At 42.6% G+C, this 20346-nt stretch carries 16 protein-coding genes; 6 read left to right on the top strand and 10 right to left on the bottom strand.

The features are described 5' to 3' along the window. Nucleotides 1–167: 167 nt before the first annotated feature. From PING_RS07500 to PING_RS07480, 5 genes are all read left to right on the top strand, one after another. The gene (locus PING_RS07500; protein ID WP_011769799.1) at nucleotides 168–1874 is read left to right on the top strand and encodes an L-lactate permease; all 1707 of its coding nucleotides are present in this window, start codon (nucleotides 168–170) and stop codon (nucleotides 1872–1874) included. 164 nt (nucleotides 1875–2038) lie between these two features. Further along, nucleotides 2039–2791 (top strand): (Fe-S)-binding protein, encoded by a 753-nt coding sequence (locus tag PING_RS07495; RefSeq protein ID WP_011769798.1) that lies wholly within the window; start codon nucleotides 2039–2041, stop codon nucleotides 2789–2791. Nucleotides 2792–2910: 119 nt separating this feature from the next. Next, a complete protein-coding gene (locus PING_RS07490; protein ID WP_011769797.1) occupies nucleotides 2911–4371 on the top strand; it encodes a LutB/LldF family L-lactate oxidation iron-sulfur protein in 1461 nt (486 codons plus the stop codon). Next, nucleotides 4368–5018, top strand: coding sequence for a LutC/YkgG family protein (locus tag PING_RS07485; protein ID WP_011769796.1), 651 nt, complete (start codon nucleotides 4368–4370; stop codon nucleotides 5016–5018). The genes PING_RS07490 and PING_RS07485 overlap by 4 nt, the downstream gene beginning before the upstream one ends. 103 nt (nucleotides 5019–5121) lie before the next feature. Further along, nucleotides 5122–7953 (top strand): FAD-binding and (Fe-S)-binding domain-containing protein, encoded by a 2832-nt coding sequence (locus PING_RS07480; RefSeq protein WP_011769795.1) that lies wholly within the window; start codon nucleotides 5122–5124, stop codon nucleotides 7951–7953. Between the two features lie 254 nt (nucleotides 7954–8207). Here PING_RS07480 and PING_RS07475 read toward each other — a convergent pair whose 3' ends face one another. From PING_RS07475 to PING_RS07455, 5 genes are all read right to left on the bottom strand, one after another. Further along, nucleotides 8208–9734: a bifunctional GNAT family N-acetyltransferase/carbon-nitrogen hydrolase family protein gene (locus tag PING_RS07475; protein ID WP_011769794.1), complete on the bottom strand. Its 1527-nt coding sequence runs from the start codon at nucleotides 9732–9734 to the stop codon at nucleotides 8208–8210. Between the two features lie 190 nt (nucleotides 9735–9924). After that, complete coding sequence (locus tag PING_RS07470) at nucleotides 9925–11103, bottom strand: type III PLP-dependent enzyme (RefSeq protein ID WP_011769793.1); 1179 nt, start codon at nucleotides 11101–11103, stop codon at nucleotides 9925–9927. Nucleotides 11104–12463: 1360 nt separating this feature from the next. Continuing rightward, on the bottom strand, nucleotides 12464–12700 hold the full coding sequence (locus PING_RS07465) for a DUF3389 domain-containing protein (RefSeq protein WP_011769792.1): 237 nt from the start codon (nucleotides 12698–12700) through the stop codon (nucleotides 12464–12466). 270 nt (nucleotides 12701–12970) lie between these two features. Beyond that, a complete protein-coding gene (locus PING_RS07460; protein WP_011769791.1) occupies nucleotides 12971–13450 on the bottom strand; it encodes a methylated-DNA--[protein]-cysteine S-methyltransferase in 480 nt (159 codons plus the stop codon). A gap of 182 nt (nucleotides 13451–13632) precedes the next feature. Next, on the bottom strand, nucleotides 13633–13830 hold the full coding sequence (locus PING_RS07455) for a DUF4250 domain-containing protein (protein WP_011769790.1): 198 nt from the start codon (nucleotides 13828–13830) through the stop codon (nucleotides 13633–13635). Nucleotides 13831–14113: 283 nt separating this feature from the next. Between PING_RS07455 and PING_RS07450 the strand changes: the two genes are divergently transcribed. Continuing rightward, on the top strand, nucleotides 14114–15508 hold the full coding sequence (locus tag PING_RS07450) for an anti-phage deoxyguanosine triphosphatase (RefSeq protein ID WP_049752951.1): 1395 nt from the start codon (nucleotides 14114–14116) through the stop codon (nucleotides 15506–15508). 47 nt (nucleotides 15509–15555) lie between these two features. Here PING_RS07450 and PING_RS07445 read toward each other — a convergent pair whose 3' ends face one another. The 5 genes from PING_RS07445 to PING_RS07425 all read right to left on the bottom strand — a co-directional run bounded on the left by PING_RS07445 (nucleotide 15556) and on the right by PING_RS07425 (nucleotide 20316). Further along, nucleotides 15556–17028: an FAD-dependent oxidoreductase gene (locus PING_RS07445; RefSeq protein WP_011769788.1), complete on the bottom strand. Its 1473-nt coding sequence runs from the start codon at nucleotides 17026–17028 to the stop codon at nucleotides 15556–15558. Between the two features lie 48 nt (nucleotides 17029–17076). Beyond that, nucleotides 17077–17754 (bottom strand): phosphoglycolate phosphatase, encoded by a 678-nt coding sequence (locus PING_RS07440; protein ID WP_011769787.1) that lies wholly within the window; start codon nucleotides 17752–17754, stop codon nucleotides 17077–17079. A 209-nt stretch (nucleotides 17755–17963) separates the two neighbouring features. Further along, entirely contained in the window at nucleotides 17964–18827 is an 864-nt protein-coding gene (locus PING_RS07435; protein ID WP_011769786.1) for a phosphotransferase, read from the bottom strand. A 4-nt stretch (nucleotides 18828–18831) separates the two neighbouring features. Further along, nucleotides 18832–19497 carry a DUF2987 domain-containing protein gene (locus PING_RS07430; protein ID WP_011769785.1) on the bottom strand — a complete coding sequence of 222 codons (666 nt, stop codon included), beginning with the start codon at nucleotides 19495–19497 and terminating at the stop codon, nucleotides 18832–18834. A 42-nt stretch (nucleotides 19498–19539) separates the two neighbouring features. Next, nucleotides 19540–20316, bottom strand: coding sequence for a DUF2189 domain-containing protein (locus PING_RS07425; protein WP_011769784.1), 777 nt, complete (start codon nucleotides 20314–20316; stop codon nucleotides 19540–19542). Between the last annotated feature and the right edge of the window lie 30 nt (nucleotides 20317–20346).

Raw genomic sequence — 20346 nt, 5'->3', positions numbered from 1 at the left:
GTTATTCATTATCTACATATATCCACAAAAAAGATAGGCGTATCTTAACATCAAATTAACAAACGGTTCACAAACTGCGTACATAGCCAAACAACAACCAAAAAGATTTTGGCTATGTACGCAGACTATAACAACATAACAATATACATTGGAAGGATTACACTATTATGAACGAAACCCTACTCGCGTTAATCGCATTTTCACCAATACTGATATCGGGGATATTGCTGGTCGGTCTAAACTGGCCTGCCAAACGCGCCATGCCAATCGCCTTTTTATTAACGGCTCTGATAGCGCTCTTTGTCTGGGACATGTCCGCCACCCGCGTTATTGCATCATCCCTGCAGGGATTAATGATTACCGTTGCGGTTCTCTGGATTGTCTTCGGTGCCATTTTTCTGCTTAATACCCTGAAACATACTGGCGCTATCACGGTTATTCGCAATGGGTTTACCAATATTTCCGCCGACCGGCGTGTACAGGCGATTATTATTGCCTGGTGTTTTGGATCCTTTATTGAAGGTGCTTCCGGTTTCGGTACACCGGCAGCGATTGCCGCCCCGCTGTTAGTCGCTATCGGTTTCCCCGCATTAGCAGCCGTCTTAATGGGTATGATGATTCAATCAACCCCAGTTTCATTCGGCGCGGTCGGTACACCAATCATTGTGGGTATCAATAAAGGGCTTGATACACACAACATCACTGAAACACTGGTTGCCGGCGGATCGAACTGGGATGTCTATCTTCAGGAAATCACCTCCAATGTTGCCGTTATTCATGCCGTTGTGGGTACCTTTATTCCGGTGCTAATGGCGATGATGTTAACCCGTTTTTTTGGTAAAAATAAAAGCTGGACAGAAGGACTAGATATCCTGCCCTTCGCTATTTTTGCAGGTTTGGCGTTCACTGTCCCTTACGCACTGACCGGTGTTTTCCTCGGTCCTGAATTCCCAGCATTAATTGGTGGCTTAGTCAGCCTTGCTATTGTGGTCACCGCCGCGAAAAAAGGTTTCCTTGTACCGAAAACAAAGTGGGATTTTGAAAGTGAAAATAACTGGCCGAAAGAATGGTTGGGTTCACTGAAAATAGATTTAAAAGAGAATAACAAAAAACCAATGAGCATGGTGCTTGCCTGGGCACCTTATGTATTGTTAGCAGTGATTCTGGTAGCAAGCCGAGTTAATGCAGACTTCAAAGGTTTTTTAACGGGTATCAGCTTATCCTTCAGCAATATTTTAGGCGAAGCGGGTGTTAGCGCAGCCATTCAGCCGCTCTATTTGCCCGGTGGTATTCTGGTCTTTGTGGCACTGCTTGCGGTTATCCTGCAATCACGTAGCATCAAACCCTTGGCCGGTGCCTTCGGTGAGTCAAGCAGAACATTAGTTGGGGCAGGTTTTGTACTGATGTTTACTATTCCTATGGTACGTATCTTTATTAACTCCGGTGTTAATGCGGCAGATTTAGCCAGCATGCCGGTGACAACGGCTAACTTCGTATCAGGTTTAGTGGGTGACTTTTTCCCGGCACTCAGTGCATCAATTGGCGCACTGGGCGCATTTATTGCGGGTTCTAATACGGTTTCCAATATGATGCTTGGCCAGTTTCAATTTGAAGTAGCGCAAACATTATCGATTTCAACGGCGGCAGTTGTCTCACTTCAGGCGGTGGGTGCCGCGGCAGGTAATATGATTGCTATCCACAACGTAGTAGCAGCCTCTGCAACGGTGGGACTATTGGGCCGCGAAGGTTTGATATTGCGTAAAACAGCTATCCCGACCTTCTATTACCTTATTGCGACCGGCGTGATTGGTTTAGTGATTATCTATGGTTTTAATATCACCGATGTTCTGATGGCAGCAGAACAAGCTCAATAATAGCGTACCGCTATCACAAAATTTCAGCATTAGCTTAGGTTTATTCTCCGGCTCATGCTGAAATAATAACGACGAATTCGAATGACTTTTTTATTCGCAACTTATTAACGCCAACAGTCACTGACTACCAACGACAGACACAGTGGCAGCAAAAGGAAAAACCAATGCGAATCTACCCTGCAAAACCGGTCAAAGTATACTTCTATGCGACTTGTCTGGTTGACCTGTTTGATCCACAAGCCGGTCTTGATGCCATCACATTGTTAGAGCAACAGGGGATCGAGGTTATCTTCATTGAAAAACAAACTTGCTGTGGTCAGCCAGCTTATAGCTCAGGTTACGATCAAGAAGCTAAAATAATCGCGCAAAGCCAGATGGACTTGTTCACGGAAAACTGGCCGGTGATCGTTTTATCAGGGTCTTGTGGCGGTATGATGCATTATCACTATCGGCGTTTATTCAAAGATGATCAAAACCAAACCCAGGTTGATGATTTTTGCGAGCGTGTCTTTGAACTGACTGAATTTCTGGTCAACGTCTGCCGGATAAAATTGAAGGATCAGGGAGAAAATACTTCGGTTGTGATGCATACCTCCTGTGCGGCACGTCGGGAGATGAATGTCCACGTGACGTCGACACAACTGCTTAGCCAGCTTGATAACGTCAAGATTCGGGAGCAGGATTATGAAAGTGAATGTTGCGGATTCGGTGGTACTTTTGCGGTTCGTCATTCCGATATCAGTCAGGCAATGGTTGAGGATAAAACGCGCCACTTGTCAGAAACAAAAGCCAGTAATTTTGTCAGTGCCGATTGGGGCTGCCTGCTGAATATTAACGGCTCGCTGGAATATCAGGGCAACCCAATGCGTGGTCGTCATCTTGCGAGCTTTTTATTAGAACGCACGGGAGGAAAATAGAATGGACCAAGCAAAGAATAATATCGACCATATTGAAAGTCTGTCTCATGTTCAAGCGCACAGGAGAGCGAGCTTCTTATTAGCACACTTCTTATTAGCACGGGCGGGAGGAAAATAGAATGAGCCAAGCAAATAACGGCGTACAGATTGAAGATTTAGCACCGGAGCATTTTCATGATCAGGCCAAAGCAGCCCTTGCCGATCCACAGCTACGCCAAAATTTTCGCGGCGCAATGGACTACTTAACAGACAAACGTAAAATTGCTTTTTCAGATCCGACAGAAGAAAAACGCATTCGCGATTTATCCGCGGCGATTCGCCAGCGCAGCCTGAGCAAACTGCCCGATTTACTCGAACAGCTTGAAACTAACTGTACAAATAATGGTATTCAGGTGCATTGGGCAGAAACGACCGAACAAGCGAACAGTATCATTGCCGGTATTGCCGGGCAGCATAATGCCAAGAATATTATTAAAGGCAAATCCATGGTGAGTGAAGAAATTGAACTCAACCACGAAATGGAAAAGCTCGGTATTGAATGTTTAGAAAGTGATATGGGCGAATATATTGTGCAGCTCGATGGCGATAAACCCTCCCATATCATTATGCCCGCCATTCATAAAAACAAGCAGGAAGTCAGCGATACCTTCGAAAAACACCTCGATGACTTCACCCCGACCGTCGATGTGGATGAATTGATTAAAACCGGGCGCACCCGTCTACGGAAAAAATTTCACGATGCAGATATTGGCTTATCGGGGGTTAACTTTGCCGTCGCGGAAACCGGCACCCTGTGTCTGGTTGAAAACGAAGGCAACGGACGTATGTGTACGACGGTGCCCAATGTGCATATTGCCATTACCGGTATCGAAAAGGTGGTGGAGTTTTTAAGCGATGTGCCGCCGCTGTACAGCGCCCTTACCCGTTCAGCTACGGGACAGGCCATTACCACTTATTTTAATATGATAAGCTCACCGCGCCGCGCGGGTGAGTTAGACGGCCCTGAAGAAGTTCACCTGGTGCTGCTCGATAACGGCCGTACACAAGCCTTTGCCGACGAAGAGATGCGTCAAACACTGCAATGTATTCGTTGTGGTGCGTGCATGAACCACTGCCCGGTGTACACCCGTATTGGTGGTCATGCTTACGGCACGACTTATCCTGGACCCATTGGTCAAATTATTTCACCCCATATGATGGGGCTCGATAACACTAAAGATTTAGTGACAGCATCGAGCCTGTGCGGTGCCTGTGGCGAAGTCTGCCCGGTAAATATTCCCATTCCAGAAATGCTGCAGCGCTTACGTCAGGAAGCTAAAAATTCGCCCAAAAATAATAGGCCAGCGATTAAAGGGCAGGCAGCCGCAGCCAGCAGAATAGAGTTATTGGCAATGAAAGGATTTGCCTTTGCAGCCTCACACCCTTCTCTTTATCATCTGGGATCATGGTCAGCCACCAAGATGAGATCCTTAATGCCAAGCAAAATAGGGCCATGGACACAATGCCGAACAGCCCCTAAACCTGCCGGTAAAACCTTACACCAATTAATCAAAGCACGGAAACAGGGACAAAAATCATGAGCAGCGCAAGAAATGCCATTCTATCTCGCCTTCGTGATGCCAAGCCCGAAGCAAAAGCCATGGAAACTATCATATATCAGCCTTGGGTGAGCGAGGATGAAAAGGTGATAACAGAACGTTTTATTGCCGGATTATCGGCCAGTCATGCCGAAGTGATTTCAACGAGCCATAAAGCACTCAGCAAGCTAATAGAGGAAGTCGCCGTCGGTAAACAGCTTGAGCACATTGCTCTGGGCACCAGTGGTGAATTTCATGAACATATAATTCAAGCGACTAAATCATTAAAAACAGTGTTTTTTGACAACGATATCAAGGATTGGAAGTCGAGTCTGTTTAATAATGTTGATGCGGGCATTACGCATTGCCGGGCCGGCATCGCAGACACGGGTACATTAGTATTGTGGCCGGATGTTTCCGAGCCAAGAACCCTTTCATTAGTGCCACCCTGCCACATTGCCCTGATCAAACGCTCAACTATTGTCAGCAACTTTGCAGAGCTGATGGAAATGCAGGCATGGCAGAACAATATGCCGACCAATATCGTCTTAGTTTCCGGTCCGTCAAAAACCGCAGATATACAGCAAACATTGGCTTACGGTGCCCATGGACCAAGTCAATTGGTCGTGATTTTGATTGAGGATATGTAATGCAATATAACGACCAATATAATGACCAATATAACCACCAACAACTGACTTACGGTGCCCATGGACCCAGCCAATTAGTGGTAATTTTGATTGAGGAACTATAATGGAAAATAACGATCAACATAACTACCAACAACTGCAGGATTTGCTGACCACAAAGATTAATCATGAGCGTATTTTCACCGAAGAGGCTTTGCTGCTTGCCTACGGGACAGATGCCAGCTTTTACCGCTTAATTCCCAAAATGGTGGTCCGTTTAAAAAACCTTGATGAAGTTATTTTTACTATTCAGGCCTGCGCTAAGCTTAACCTTCCTTGTACCTTTCGAGCAGCAGGCACCAGTTTATCAGGTCAAGCGGTATCGGATTCTGTTTTAATTATGCTCACCGATGATTGGCGCGGTCACAGTATTCACAACGATGGCCATAAAATCACCCTGCAGCCCGGCGTTATTGGCGCAGATGCCAATAAATATCTGGCGTCATTCGGGCGTAAAATAGGCCCGGATCCGGCCTCTATCAACACCTGTAAAATTGGTGGCATTGCGGCGAATAATGCCAGCGGAATGTGTTGCGGGACAGCACAAAATACTTACCGCACCGTTGACAGCATGAAGTTAGTTTTTACGGACGGGACCCTGCTCGATACGTCGGACAAAGCCAGTATTGAAGCTTTTGAAATTAAGCAGTCGGCATTAGTTTCAGGTATTAAAAAACTCTGTGCTGATGTCAAAAATAATGACGAATTGGCGCAGCGTATCCGCCATAAATATCGCCTGAAAAATACCACTGGCTATTCAATCAATGCCTTAGTTGATTATTCAGATCCGATCGATGTGATCAAACACCTGATGATAGGTTCTGAAGGTACTTTAGGCTTTATTGCTGAAATAACCTATAACACAGTCATAGATCACCCGCACAAAGCCTCTGCTTTGATTGTCTTTAAGGACATTGAAGAAGCCAGTCAAGCAGTTACCGCTTTAGCAAAAAGTCCCGTCTCCGCAGTTGAAATGATGGATGGACGCGCAATGCGTTCGGTAGCAGATGCAGCCGGCATGCCTGATTTTATCAAAGACTTGGATTTAGAAGCCGGTACACTATTGATTGAATCACGTGCTGGTGACAAGGCAAGCTTAGAGCAACAATGCGCCGCCATTATGCAAACAGCCAGCCAATTTAAAGTGATTGAATCGATCGCTTTTACCAGCGATGCCGAGACTGTCGCCACCCTATGGGGTATTCGTAAAGGCATGTTCCCGGCCGTTGGCGCAGTACGTGAGGTTGGCACTAGCGTTATCATTGAAGACGTGGCCTTTCCTGTGGAATACTTAGCCGCCGGGGTACGTGATTTACAGCAGCTTTTCGATAAGTTTCATTACGATGAAGCGATTATTTTTGGCCATGCGCTGGAAGGTAACCTGCACTTTGTCTTCACTCAGGGATTTGACTTACCCGCTGAAATCAAACGCTATGGCGACTTTATGGATGCCGTGGCTGAGTTAGTTGCAGTGAAATATCAAGGTTCATTAAAAGCGGAACATGGGACAGGCCGTAATATGGCTCCCTATGTTGAGCTTGAATGGGGTAAAGATGGCCATGCCCTGATGCAGCAGATTAAAGCTTTATTTGATCCCCTGGGCATATTAAACCCCGGGGTAATTATTAATGATGATCCGCATTCACACCTTAAAAACCTCAAACCAATGCCCAAAGCCGATGATTTGATTGATCGTTGTATTGAATGTGGTTTTTGTGAACCGGTCTGCCCTTCACGCACACTGTCCCTGTCACCGCGCCAGCGTATTGTCTTATATCGCGAACTGCAACGCCGAGAAGCCGCAGGCGAAACAGACAATTTAGAAGAATTCCGTAAGGTCTTTGAATACCAGGGGGTTGATACCTGTGCCGCTACCGGCCTGTGCGCCGAGCGCTGCCCGGTCGGTATTAATACCGGCGATCTGGTGAAAAAACTGCGCACCACTAAATATCAGAAATACAACACTATTGCCCGCTGGACAGCCAATCATTTCTCGGCCACCACCAAGATGGTTAATGTCGGATTTAAGGTGAATACACTTGCGCAGAAAACCCTTGGTGAGGAAGTCGTCGGTAAAGTCACTAACGGATTGCGCAAGCTAAGCGCCGGCAAAACACCCATGTGGATACCTGAACTGCCGACTTCTAATCCCCACCAGCCGAAAAACACTAAGGTCACTAACAAAACAGGAAATGGTAAAAAGGTTGTTTACTTGCCTTCCTGCGCCAGTCGCACCATGGGACAACAAGCAGGCAATAGTGATGCTCGCCCGCTTACGGAAGTGACCACCTCTCTGCTTATCAAAGCCGGCTTTGAAATTATTATTCCTGACGCTTTGAGCGACCAATGCTGTGGTATGCCCTACGACAGCAAGGGCATGACAGTCATTGCTAAGCAAAAATCACAGCAGTTAGAAGATGCACTCTGGCAAGCAAGCGAGCAGGGCAAGTGGCCAATTTTAATGGATACCAGTCCCTGTGCAAAATACAGTCTTGAGCAGTTTACCCAACCGATGGAAATTTTAGAGCCCACAGCTTTTGTGCTCAACTATCTGCTCGAATATTTAACACTTTCACCCGTTAAAGAAGCAGTGATGCTTCATATTACCTGCAGTGCACGACGTATGGGTCTGGCAGACAGCATGCTTACACTCGCCAATGCCTGCGCCTCAAAAGTGATTGTACCTGAGCATATTGAGTGCTGTGGTTGGGCGGGTGATAAAGGCTTTACCACGCCTGAACTCAATGCAGCAGCACTGCAGACACTCAAAGAGCAAGTACCGGACAACTGCTCGCGCGGCTTCAGCAATAGCCGCACCTGTGAGATAGGTTTATCCCACCATAGCGGCATTCCTTATCAGTCTATTTTGTATTTGGTCGATGAGGTGAGCGCTTAGTTATAAAAGAGAAGCGCAGCGAACAGCCTTCAGCGATCAGCTGTTAGCTGTCAGCTGCCAGCTGTCGAGTTGTGAGCTTTCGGGCTTCGAGCTTTCGAGCTTCGAGCTTTCGGGCTTTCGAGCTTTAGAGCTTCGAGCTTTCGAGCTTCGAGCTTTCGGGCTTCGAGCTTCGAGCTTTAGAGCTTCGAGCTTTCGAGCTTCGAGCTTCGAGCTTTTCAGCTCTTTATAGCCTTCAGCCTTTCACCATATCGTGTTCATTGTTTATCTATACGTTTAAGCGAATACAGATCATGGCGGCGATCTTTCATCGCATGCACACTGCCGTGGTTATGTAATGCTTTTAAGAGATCTAAATTAACATCCACAATTAAGCTCATTTCAGAGTTAGGGGTTGCTTCCGCTTTAATACCTGTGGTTGGAAATGCAAAATCAGAAGGCGTAAACAATGCAGATTGCGCATACTGAATATCCATATTATTGACCCGGGCAAGGTTACCGACCGCCCCTGCAATAGCCACATAACACTCATTTTCAATCGCACGTGCCATGGCACAATGACGCACACGAGTGTAACCATTTTGAGTATCAGTTAAAAAGGGCACAAATAAGATATTCATACCTTGATCAGCCAATAAACGCACATATTCTGGAAATTCAACATCGTAGCAGATCATAATCCCCACTTTGCCACAGTCGGTATCAAAGACTTCAATCTTATCCCCTCCGGTCATTATCCAATTTCTTTTTTCTGAAGGGGTGACGTGTAATTTATCATAACGCTCCCAAGTCCCGTCCCGGCGGCATAAAAACCCGGAATTATAGAGCTTGTCGTCAACCACATAGGGCATGCTGCCGGTGATAATATTGATATTGTAGGTAATAGCAAACTCAATAAATTTATCACGAATCGGAATAGTATAATCCGCTAACTTACGGATAGTTTCCGGAATATTTAAATGATGGAATTGGGCCATCAGAGGTGCGTTAAACAGTTCCGGAAAAAGAATAAAGTCACTTTCATAATCCGATACCGCATCCACAAAAAATTCAATTTGTTCATAGAGATCATTCAAATCGGCCATGCTGCGCATTTGCCATTGTACTAAACCAATACGCACTTCTGTTTTAGGTGCATTAATCAGTTTAACTGAACGGGTATAATAAATATTTGGCCATTCTAATAAGGTGGCATATTCCATTGACTCAACATCACCGGCAAGGTAATTTTTGAGCAGCTTACGCACAAAAAAATCATTGGCTAATTGAAAACTTAATACCGGATCATAAATTTCTTTTTCTTTTACTTTGGTTATATATTGTTTGGCAGTGAATTGATCCGCAAATTTTGAATAATTGGGCATACGACCACCCGCCATAATGGAACGCAAATTAAGATTTTCACATAACTCTTTTCTTGCCACATATAAACGACGTGCCAGTCTTAATCCCCGATAGTCAGGATGAATAAACACTTCAATACCATATAGAACATCCCCATCCGGATCATGCTTAGTAAAAGTCATATTTGAGGTGATTTCATTATAAGTATGATCATCGCCAAATTTTGCGTAATCAATGATTAATGACAAAGCACAACCGACCACTTTACCGTCCACACAAACACATATTTGCCCATCGGGAAAACGGCTTAACAGGGTATCTATAGCATATTCATCCCAAGTATTAAGTTTGTCTATGTGGTATACATCTGCACAGGCATTTTGCAGTTCCTGCATATCCTGCTTGGTTAAATGCCTGACTTCAACATGATTGGCTTCCATAATTTTTCCTTTAAATAATCAACAGCGGATTAGAATCGGTGTATTTATTCCGCTGTTCTGTATTGTGCAAATTCCATGGGAGAAGTTGCTGCTCAGTGCTAAACAAAAAATTTGATTATATACTGGATGCAGTCACCCGCATATCTCCCTTTTCGTGCGCTGTATAAAAAAACCGCCAGCTGTTTTCTGATTATACAAAATAGGATTTTAATGGCGGGAATCCGTTAAATTCAACCGCACTATAAGAGGTGGTATAAGCCCCCGTTGAAAACCAAAAAAGCCGGTCTCCTTCTTTCAAGCTATGCGGTAGTCGGTATTTATAATCCTCATACAAAATATCAGCGCTATCACAGGTAGGCCCTGCGATGACCACTTCTTCAGATTCCTCCCCCGTGCCTGGCGAGGAGGTTTCGCAATATAACGGATATTTAATCGCCTCCCCAAGGGTTTCTATCATTCCAGAAAACAGCCCAACATCGGTATATACCCAGCGATGTAGCGCAGTATTACTCTTACGTGAAACCTGCACCACTTCAGTCACCAGGATCCCCGCATTAGCGACTAAGGAACGGCCCGGCTCAAGAATAATGCGCGGCAGTGTTGCACCGAAATCCTCAATCAGAAAACGCTGAATTTCTGCCGCATAGACTGCTAAAGTATTAGTCTGATGAATATACTGAGCAGGAAAACCTCCCCCCATATTAATCATCTGTAATTCAATATTATTTTCTGATTTAAGACGTTCAAAAATAACTTTCACCGTCGCAATCGCCCCATCCCAGGCACCAATATCACGTTGTTGCGAGCCGACATGAAATGAAACACCATAAGGTTCTAAACCCAGTTTTTGAGCTTTGACCAGAAGATCCATTGCCATATCAGGCTGGCAGCCAAATTTACGCGACAGCGGCCAGTCAGCGGTCAAGTTGCCTTCCGTAAGAATACGGACGTAAACTTTAGCACCGGGCGCCATGGCGGCAATATTGGCCAGATCAGCATCTGAATCAGTAACAAACATTCTTATGCCGGCATCATAAAAATATTTAATATCTGCCCGTTTTTTGATGGTATTGCCATAACTGATAAGATCCGGATCAGTACCATGGGAGATTACCCGGTCAAGCTCATAGGTAGAGGCAAGATCAAATCCCCCCTCTTTATTATTAACAATATCAATAATTTCATGAGCAGGATTTGCCTTTAAAGCATAATAGATTTCCGCCCAGGGAAAATTGTTCCTCAATGCATCAAAATGATCTTCAACAGTGGCACTGTCTATGATGACAAAGGGGGTTTCAACCTCTTTTGCCTTCGCACAAATACGCTCAAAAGTAGACTGTGAATAATATTTTAGTGGTTGCGTCAGCATGGTTTGCTCCTTTATGAATACCAAATCCGAGTTCATTTATGCGGGTTAAAAACAGACTAGTTATACAGTGTCTTTGCCATTTATTTGATTTTTTTGCGGCCAGCTCAAACCGTAAAAAATAGTGCCCTGCTGTTTTGGGTACTTAGAATAACGACTATTACTGCAATCAATGCCTTGTTTTTATGTATTTTTCCCACACCTGAATAGATAATCGAATAGGTATAAGTATTTTAATGTTATTTATTTTAAAGAAAACAAACAATAAATGACATTTTATTGATATTCAATGAGTTAGTTCAGTTTTTAATAATGATTGCTTAAATTGAGTGATAAAGCGGTTTATTGCGTTGTAATCGGAACACAAAGACAAAAATAAGCGTTATAAAAAATTGACAAATCAAACAATAAAATTATCAATAAGATAGGATTTTTAATATTTTAGCGCAGATATATTAATGCTTTATGGAAAATAATAAGGTTGACATTGATCAGGAGAAACCACTATAAATCGAATCTGGGCGGTGGCATTAAAAGAATTTCAAGATGGAGCATGCAACCGCTTGGTAAGTTTATCGGTCAAGGCAGCGTTTATGCCTTTGATGACATCACCCTTGATATGCTTTAATAAATTAGCTTAATAATCGCTGTCATAGGGCGACAGCAATTCGTTATCAAAACAGCATCTTTTCACAACCGTTACCTTATTAAATAATGGCGTTATTGATTATGGATGTTTATATACCCATGAGACTTCAAGATGTAATTTTCCTTGCCCTACGGGGCGCAAGCTCGAAAACCAGCGCTGCGTTGCACCCATCGAAAAGGGAATAACCATTTAAGATGTAAATGCTTGCATTTGCATCTACCGCTAGAGGATTAACGCAGTTAATCGCTCGAAAGGTCATGTTGCATCTTGCTCTTATCGAAGACCTTGCGCCTGACAAAACATTTTTAAGTAACATGGGTATAAATAACAGTTTAAGCGATTAAACAGCTTCAAGTATCAGCAATGATGCGCTGTCCAGATTCATAACGAGTAACTCTATACCCGCGCGCTGCAACATATTCACATCATGCGGATAAACTATGCTAAAGCGCTCTTATTTCATACTCATAGCTTGATTATCGATATTCCCATGACCGTAGGTTTTACCACCAATGCGCACTTTTATGGTATTTTTAAACAGCTGAAGGTCTTCCGCCCAAACAGTATCGGATGATGGCCCGGCAGAATATTCACAAAGCAATCCCTGCTGGTCTCAATTCTGAAAAAAATGCGCAGGCTGTTGAAATGGGCTTACTCGAATCCAAATGAATAAGTAATACCCGCACAGAAAAATCGATACTTGCGCCTGATAAATTAATTTTCCTGAATTGGAATGCCGACGGCAGCGGCTAGATTATCGAGTTGTTCACGATTGTCCAAGCGCAGAGACCAACTGAGTCCACTCCCTAAAGCAGTGATCACATTTGCACCACCGAGCAGTGAAATTTCATCAACTTGAGCCTGCAGCGTCACTTTTGCATCACCTTCAAGCTTGATCATGATATCTCTATTATTGGCTATTATGCGGCCCTGGTTAAATTTAATTAGCATCTTATCTCCTGATATAAACATTGTTCAGACAAGTTTAAATAACATAAACGGATTTGACCATCACTGTTATAAAGATCGACGCTATTAACGATCAAATATGGCTGGGCTATCTATCAGACGGAGCGACTATAGTGCGCTAAAGGAATGAGCTAATGGACAGGCCCGTTAGGGTTTAAAATAGGGGATATTGTAGTCTGATAATTAAACTAATTCAGCTGCTGATATATGCTTAACAAACAACTTGTGGCCAAAAAAACAGCTGTAGGGTCATCAGCTCAATATGACCCCTTCATGCTCTAGTAAGGCTTGTTTACGTTCAACGCCTCCAGCATAACCTGTCAGTTTGCCATTTTTGCCAATCACACGATGACATGGAATAATAATCGAAATAGGGTTTTTACTGTTTGCAAGGCCGACTGCGCGTACCGCATTAGGGTTACCTATCGCATTGGCAAGTTCCTGATAGCACCATGTTTTACCAAAGGGAATAGTCGCAAGAGCAGACCATACTTGTTGCTGGAAAACAGTGCCGGTAGCAGCTACCGGCAGCGTAAAATACTCCCGCTCCCCCCTGAAATATTCCTCCAACTGCACTCTTGCCTGTATCAATATCGGCTGCTGTTTATTCAACAGCCCGAGGTTTTCAGGTTGCGTATGCTGGGTTTCAAACCAGACCCCCAGTAAACCCTGCGCATTTGCCTGCAGGGTCAGTGTACCGGTTGGACTATTGTAATAGCAGTAGTGGTTCATAATATTGAATTCCAGCAGTAAAAACTCGTGTTAGTTCTCTATACCCAAATTACTTGAAGATGCAGGCATCAGCAAGACGAAAAGTAATTTAAATAATAACAACCACAGCCACCGGAAAAAGTGGCTGCTTAGACGATTTATGCAAGACCAAGTAACCACAAGATTTAATGGTAAATAATCCACTAATCGGCTTTAAATTGATTAGTAGTCGAATTGTAGTGGTAACCAACCGATTTTAATTTTTCAATTAATGCCTGAGTATCCAGGTTATAACGATGTGACAGTTCATCTAAACTATCGCACTCCAGCCGTAACCGTTCATTGATAATGCCAAAAACAATTTCACTGTCCATGCTTAATAAGTTTTTAATTTCCATCATAAGTGAGCCCTCAAATTATAAAGATAAATTTGAAGATGCAGGAATCAGTTTCTTCAAATAGGTTGAGCTTAATAGTAGTTACTTTTCAACAAATTAGAAGAGCTGAATTGGCAGTTAGATTTAAAAGTCAGAGGGCGTGACCTTTTTTAGCCACTATTCCCTGCTACAGTCTCTTCTATCGCTCAGAGTGAATAACTGCCCTTTCTTTTTTACTGATTTTGGTATGTATTGTTATGTGAACAGGTTACACTTTTTAGCATCATTAACTATTAATGGCGTCACTATGAATTTAGAAAATAATAACCCTGCACAGCAATCGGTGCCTAAATTAATAATATCGCAGCAATGGCTAACCCGACTGGCTGATGAACCGGGTAAAAAACGTCTTTGTGATCAACGTACCCCTTTTCAGCGCGATAAAGCGCGTGTATTACACTCAGCAGCCTTCCGCCGTTTACAGTCTAAAACCCAAATTCACAATAACGGTTTAAGTGATTTCTATCGTACCCGCCTGACCCACTCTCTGGAAGTTGCTCAAATTGGCGCGGGGATAGTCGAATATTTAAAATTGACTCAGCCGGAGTTATTAACTTTATTACCCGGTAATAATCTGATTGAAACCATCTGTTTAAGTCACGATATTGGTCATCCGCCTTTTGGTCATGGGGGTGAAACGGCTTTAAATTATATGATGATTAATCATGGTGGTTTTGAGGGCAATGGGCAAACATTTCGAATCTTAACCCAGCTTGAACCCTACACTGAGTTTAATGGTATGAACTTGACCCGGAGAAGTTTATTAGGTTTATTAAAATATCCGGTCTGCCTGAGCCAGTTAAGTGCACCTTATCCAACGGATACCAGTCGCAATTTTCGAGAATTAAAAACCGAAGAGTGGATGCCGGCAAAAGGTATTTACGATCATGATAAGGCTTTATTAGATGCCGTTCTGGAACCCTTATCAGAGAGCGATCAAGCATTATTTAAAACCGTTCGCCCGCAAAACGGCAATCTGCAATTCCATAAAAAATCACGCTATAAATCAATAGATTGCTCGATCATGGAGATTGCCGATGATATTGCTTACGGCGTACATGATTTAGAGGATGCCATTGCGATGGGGTTTATCAGTAAATCATTATGGCAGGAAAAAGTGGCAACACAACTTGCCAAAATAACTGATTTTTGTCTTCTGGATCAGCTCCCCGAGATAACCGACAATCTGTTTTCTCTGCAGCACTTTAAACGTAAAGATGCGATTGGTGCCCTGGTTAATGCACTAATCACCTCCATTCAGATTAAAAAAGTAAGGGCTGATTTTCACGATCCACTGCTCGCTTATAACGCTTATTTAGCGCCAGCTATGTTTGAGGTATTAAAGATACTGAAAGGCTTTGTTTTAAATTATGTTATTAAAAGCCCTGATTTACAGATTATGGAATATCGCGGGCAACAGATTGTAATGGAATTATTTGAAGCCTTTAATGCAGGCCCGTTACGGTTTTTACCTGAACAGGTAAAAACCTTGTGGAGAGCACAACAAGGGGATATTTCCCGCGAAAAACGGGTTATCGCTGATTACATATCAAGCCTTACGGACAATCATGCCCTGCGCCTGCACTCGCGTTTATTCAGCAGTCATCAAAGCCCGGCAATGATTGGCCAACACAGTTTTTGATTCGAATACTCGAAAGCCAAAAGCTGAAAACCGACAGCTCGCACCCCTTAGGTCAATGGAAGTTTTGCAACATTAAGATGTGCTAAGGGCAAAGGATAATCACGTCGCTGTGCTGATTTTTCCGCCTGCTCCTTGATTTCCTCCTCGCTAATGCTTTGGGTGACGGGAAAAGAACGGGTCGGTTTGATGCTTGGATCGATTAAATAACAAGCGGACATCTGCTTAACAATCTCATCTGCGCAGGTTAAAACAGAAGAGGCTTTCACGGCTTCGCAACGCGCATATCTTTCATTGACAAAAGAGACATCTGTCGCTCTTAATGTTGGATCGCCGCCGGGTATTTGCTGTGCGCCAAATAAGGGTTTAGCACCGATTTTCGCAGACTTAAAACTTGGAATATAAGAACCAAGAAGTTCTATAGAACGGTCAGTACGGGTAACCATCTCCTGCTCGGACCATTTATAGTCGATTTTTTTGAGAAATTTTTCGGCTAATTTTGGTTGCGCACTTTGCTCACTGCTATTAACCAAACCCTCATCGAACAGGGTAATATCACCAGTCATACCATGCAACTGAAAGTAGCCGCCGGGATAAGGCGTAAATTGCGCCATGCCATTAGGGGTACCCCGTTTTCCATGAAAAACAACTTCCGGCCACAGACAATCAGAGTCTGACCAGCGCGCAATATAAGCTGCCTTAAACTCGACCAGCCGCTGGCGTTTAAAACCTAACATGTCATCAATCTTACCGCTTCTAAAACCCGCTGCATTAATTAAATAATCAAATTCAGCCTGTTTATTTACCCCTTCCTGTTGGTAGTCTACCAGCCAGGATTGGCCTGTCTCAGAAGCGATAATGTTGGTAACGAAGGAGTTGGTGAGTAATTGACAATGCGGATTTTTCTGCAAAGAGAGTGTGCAGCCGGCCCCTAAACGAAAGGTATTCAAGCCGAATTCTTGAACCAGGATCAGCGGAAATTTAAGCTTATCCAAATCAACATATTTAGCAATGGGAATCATCCACTGCTCTAAGCTCTGAGGATCTTGACTGGGCTCCTGCAACGCCAATGCCTCCAGCTGCTCGCGTTCAAATAAACGAAAGTAATCCCGGCTTTCACCGAGCACTTTATTATCAGGATTCTCGTCAATCAAACGCTGGTACTCTAACTGCAGTTTATGCAGACGCGGGAGCAGCTCATCGACCGTGCCGTCATCATGTTTGGGTACCGCCAATACCGTTGGTCGGTAGTCGGCTGCAAAGGGATATAAACGCAACAGATCAATCGACTGCGCAAGGAGCGTCAAACATTGCTGTTCGGAAATTTCCCGGTAGAAATTGCCACCCGCATGCAGATGGCAAATAGGAGGTCCATTAACTAAACCCTCTCCTTTTTCAAGCAAGGAGACATTTATCCCTAATTCACTTAAATATAACGCGAGACTTGATCCCGCAATACCACCGCCAACTATTCCAACATTAAACTGACTGCTTTTATTTACCTGTTTCTTTTGACTTTCCACTTGACCCCGTAAAAATTTATTGTGTTTCTAAAAAAATGCTCTGACGTATTAACTGAGTGTTGCGACAATATCAGAAAAATCATCAAAAACAGCTTCGGGATTATAGCGGCTAATATCTTCGCCATAATTATACCCATAAGTTAGACCGATAGATTCCATCTTAGCTGCCTTGGCAGCCAGAATATCATTTTTCGAATCACCAACCATCAAACACTGCTCAACGGTGACGGAAAGTTTTTCACAAACATGTAATAAAGGTAAAGCATCAGGTTTTCGTTTTTCCAGACTATCGCCCCCTAATAACATTTCAAACAAGCCGGTCAATTCTAACCCTTCTAAGATGGGTTCGATAAATTCAAAGGGTTTATTGGTTACAATCACTAAGCGGTAACCTTTGGCTTTTAATATTTTTAAACAGGCGCGCACACTAGGATAAAGTTTGGTATCAACACATAAGTTTTTTTTATAAAAGTTAAAGAACAGTTGTAATGATTTTTCAACTAAGTCCGGATCAATATTTTCATCGATCACATCTTGTCCTGACAAACCTCTTTTAACCAGAACTTCCGCACCATTACCAACCCAAGAGCGAATGATATCTTGCTCAAAAGTGGGGCGTTGCAGTGCACTTAACATATGGTTAACGGCTAATGATAAGTCTGGTGCACTGTCAATAAGGGTACCGTCTAAATCAAACAAGATAACTTCTTTGCTAGTAAATTTCAATTTCAAGACCTTTAAGTGATTTATTGAGAAGGTGAGTATTTATTATGCCATCTGAGTCACAAAAAGATAAGAATTATCGTTACAAAAACCAATTTAGCAAAATCGAAACAATGTTTAGCAGTCTGATGAAATGTGGGTGGTGATTTTTTGTAATTTGCTTTGCGGCCATTCATATTGATTCATGACGGGGTTTAAAAACGAGACAATAATTAAGCACCAGAGGTTTTATCTTCTGCCTGTGATATCTCATTGACTAAAAAACACTTTTCCCACAAGGCATTAAGATAACTAAAGACAGAAAAGTACAATCTGCACTCCCTGCGCAGTGCAGATAATGAGATCAAAATATCAGCATTGTGTAAATGATGATACGCAGCAATTAAGCTTTCCTGCTGCAGGTTATCCAGGCGATTTATACACATACAGGACGCTAAATCATAAGCAGGGCAAGCCAGCGTGGCATACTCCCAATCTAAAATCATTACCTGTTGCCAGTCATTGATTAACAGATTATTTAAAGACAAGTCACCATGACACAAAACATTTCTAGCACTGCCTTTGTCCAAGGCGATAGCGCGCTTTAACATAACAGAAAAATGTGCTTCATCAATGTCCAGCTTTATTCTTTGTTTAAGCTGCTTTAGGGTAAGACTTAATCTTTGTGGTTGGGCATGCAATGCCGGTAGTTGATGAATTTTTTTCAACTGTAAAGCGAGCAGATTAATGAGCTCTTTATTGACGGGAAAACAACTTAACTCTTTCCCCACAAAATATTCCTGCAATTTATAGCGCGTGCAACAGGCAATAACCTTAGGTGTCAAACCTGCAAGCGTGGCAAGATTATCAACCTTGAATTCACACTTTCTATCACTGATATCTCTTGCACTCAGGTTTAAGCGTTTGAAAATGATTTTTTTATTATTGGCTAAGGTTAACAAAAAAACCACATTGGTCAGCGCCTGCACAAGCGGCTCAATGCTCACGAGCCGATCACTTTGTTGTGCAGTAATCCAGGTTAATTCGTTCCCGGTTAACTCTGTGCGGATTAACTCTCTGCAGGTTAAAAGGGACAAAATATTATGGGGTTATCCAGGGGGTAATGCGGTCAATCTTCAGCAGGACAGTACTGTCTGTTAAGTCTGAATTCAACAGCACATTTGATATTAACAGATCCCCATTTTCTGACAAATTCACTTGTTTAGGTAAGGCTGATAACTGTTGTTTACTAAGCGGCTCAGTGAGTTGCAGACGGACACCTGAAAAAGTGGGTAAAAAATATTTGCCTATCATACCGGCATTCTTTTTTAAGATGCCCTCAAGTTGTTCGCTTATTAGTGCAAGTTTAGGATCTGATAATTGCACTGATTCAAACTCTTTAGCCATCAGAGTAACTTGCAAATCACATTGATAATTTTCCTGCCCGGCTAACAATTCGACCTCAATCATCGCACCATCTTTACGATGCTGCTGTGAATAAAAAGGCAATAACTGACCTTGTGTTGTAAAGGTTATCGGTTCACGTTTTTGATCCACAACGATTTGTGCATTTTTGATTAAACATGCCTGCCCGGAATCTTTATCCTGCAAATAAAAAGCCGTTGTTACATATTCATAATCAAGCTTATAGATGGTTTTCATATAGCCAAAAAAAAGCGAATAATTTAATTTTAAGGGCGAGGCTAAGACACTACTTGTTGTTGTCGTCATTGTTAGCAATAAAACCAAAAAAAATCCCAAGCGCATTATTATCTTCCTTTATATTTTTATTAATTATGTTGAGTAAAATTAAGCCTCAAAACCGGAACTACGATCATTATCGTTATCTGCTGGCGAGCTGCCTTCTACTGCCAAAACTCTCACACCACAAACTTGACGATAAATAATACCCATGACATTAAAATAAAAAGGAAAAATGAACAATAAACCTATACCGGAAGTAATAATGCCAATAAAAAATAACACCATTAATAATAAATAAATAAAAGAAAATTGCAGTAAGTTTTTATTGACTATCTTAAAAGATAATTTAATCGCTAAGAAAGGCGCTAATTTTTTTTCTGCAATCAGGGGATTCACCAGGCAAAAGACCATATTGAAATATAACAGAGCAACAATAGAGATTTGTAAGCCAATACTGCCAAATACCTGGGTTAGCCCCAGCGAAACAAGATTGGAGACTAAACTGACAATCATTGTTGCCAGTGATAGTTTCAGGATAAGATTAAAGTATTTAAAAAGATCATTCGCTTTCGTTTTCAAACCGACAGAGTGATGAATGCCCATCATTTGTAATGCCGTTAATAGCGGCGGTGCAACCAATAAAGTAATAATATAATTAAGTACCATTTGCATGGTCTGATCAGCTTCGCCAAAAGATTGAAAAATATACAGGTATGCAAGGCCCAAGGGAACGATAGTCGCAAAACTTGCAACAGCCAGAGACAGGAAATTCTTTTTGGTGATAACAAAAGCGTCTTTAAAAAGAGATTTAATATCGAAGTGATGAGCTTCGCTGAGTGACTTTTTAATATCACCCCCTAAAATAAAATGTTTTTCACTCATACAAGCTAATTATCCTAAATAAAATAAAGT

Source organism: Psychromonas ingrahamii 37, assembly GCF_000015285.1.
In the GTDB taxonomy this organism is placed as follows: Bacteria; Pseudomonadota; Gammaproteobacteria; order Enterobacterales; family Psychromonadaceae; genus Psychromonas; species Psychromonas ingrahamii.
This window is presented reverse-complemented; position numbering and strand designations above follow the sequence as displayed.

Excerpts from the sequence above, each read along its gene's own strand:
- PING_RS07500 (WP_011769799.1), top strand. The coding sequence starts at position 168 with ATGAACGAAACCCTACTCGCGTTAATCGCATTTTCACCAATACTGATA.
- PING_RS07495 (WP_011769798.1), top strand. The coding sequence starts at position 2,039 with ATGCGAATCTACCCTGCAAAACCGGTCAAAGTATACTTCTATGCGACT.
- PING_RS07490 (WP_011769797.1), top strand. The coding sequence starts at position 2,911 with ATGAGCCAAGCAAATAACGGCGTACAGATTGAAGATTTAGCACCGGAG.
- PING_RS07485 (WP_011769796.1), top strand. The coding sequence starts at position 4,368 with ATGAGCAGCGCAAGAAATGCCATTCTATCTCGCCTTCGTGATGCCAAG.
- PING_RS07480 (WP_011769795.1), top strand. The coding sequence starts at position 5,122 with ATGGAAAATAACGATCAACATAACTACCAACAACTGCAGGATTTGCTG.
- PING_RS07475 (WP_011769794.1), bottom strand. The coding sequence starts at position 9,734 with ATGGAAGCCAATCATGTTGAAGTCAGGCATTTAACCAAGCAGGATATG.
- PING_RS07470 (WP_011769793.1), bottom strand. The coding sequence starts at position 11,103 with ATGCTGACGCAACCACTAAAATATTATTCACAGTCTACTTTTGAGCGT.
- PING_RS07465 (WP_011769792.1), bottom strand. The coding sequence starts at position 12,700 with ATGCTAATTAAATTTAACCAGGGCCGCATAATAGCCAATAATAGAGAT.
- PING_RS07460 (WP_011769791.1), bottom strand. The coding sequence starts at position 13,450 with ATGAACCACTACTGCTATTACAATAGTCCAACCGGTACACTGACCCTG.
- PING_RS07455 (WP_011769790.1), bottom strand. The coding sequence starts at position 13,830 with ATGATGGAAATTAAAAACTTATTAAGCATGGACAGTGAAATTGTTTTT.
- PING_RS07450 (WP_049752951.1), top strand. The coding sequence starts at position 14,114 with ATGAATTTAGAAAATAATAACCCTGCACAGCAATCGGTGCCTAAATTA.
- PING_RS07430 (WP_011769785.1), bottom strand. The coding sequence starts at position 19,497 with ATGCGCTTGGGATTTTTTTTGGTTTTATTGCTAACAATGACGACAACA.
- PING_RS07425 (WP_011769784.1), bottom strand. The coding sequence starts at position 20,316 with ATGAGTGAAAAACATTTTATTTTAGGGGGTGATATTAAAAAGTCACTC.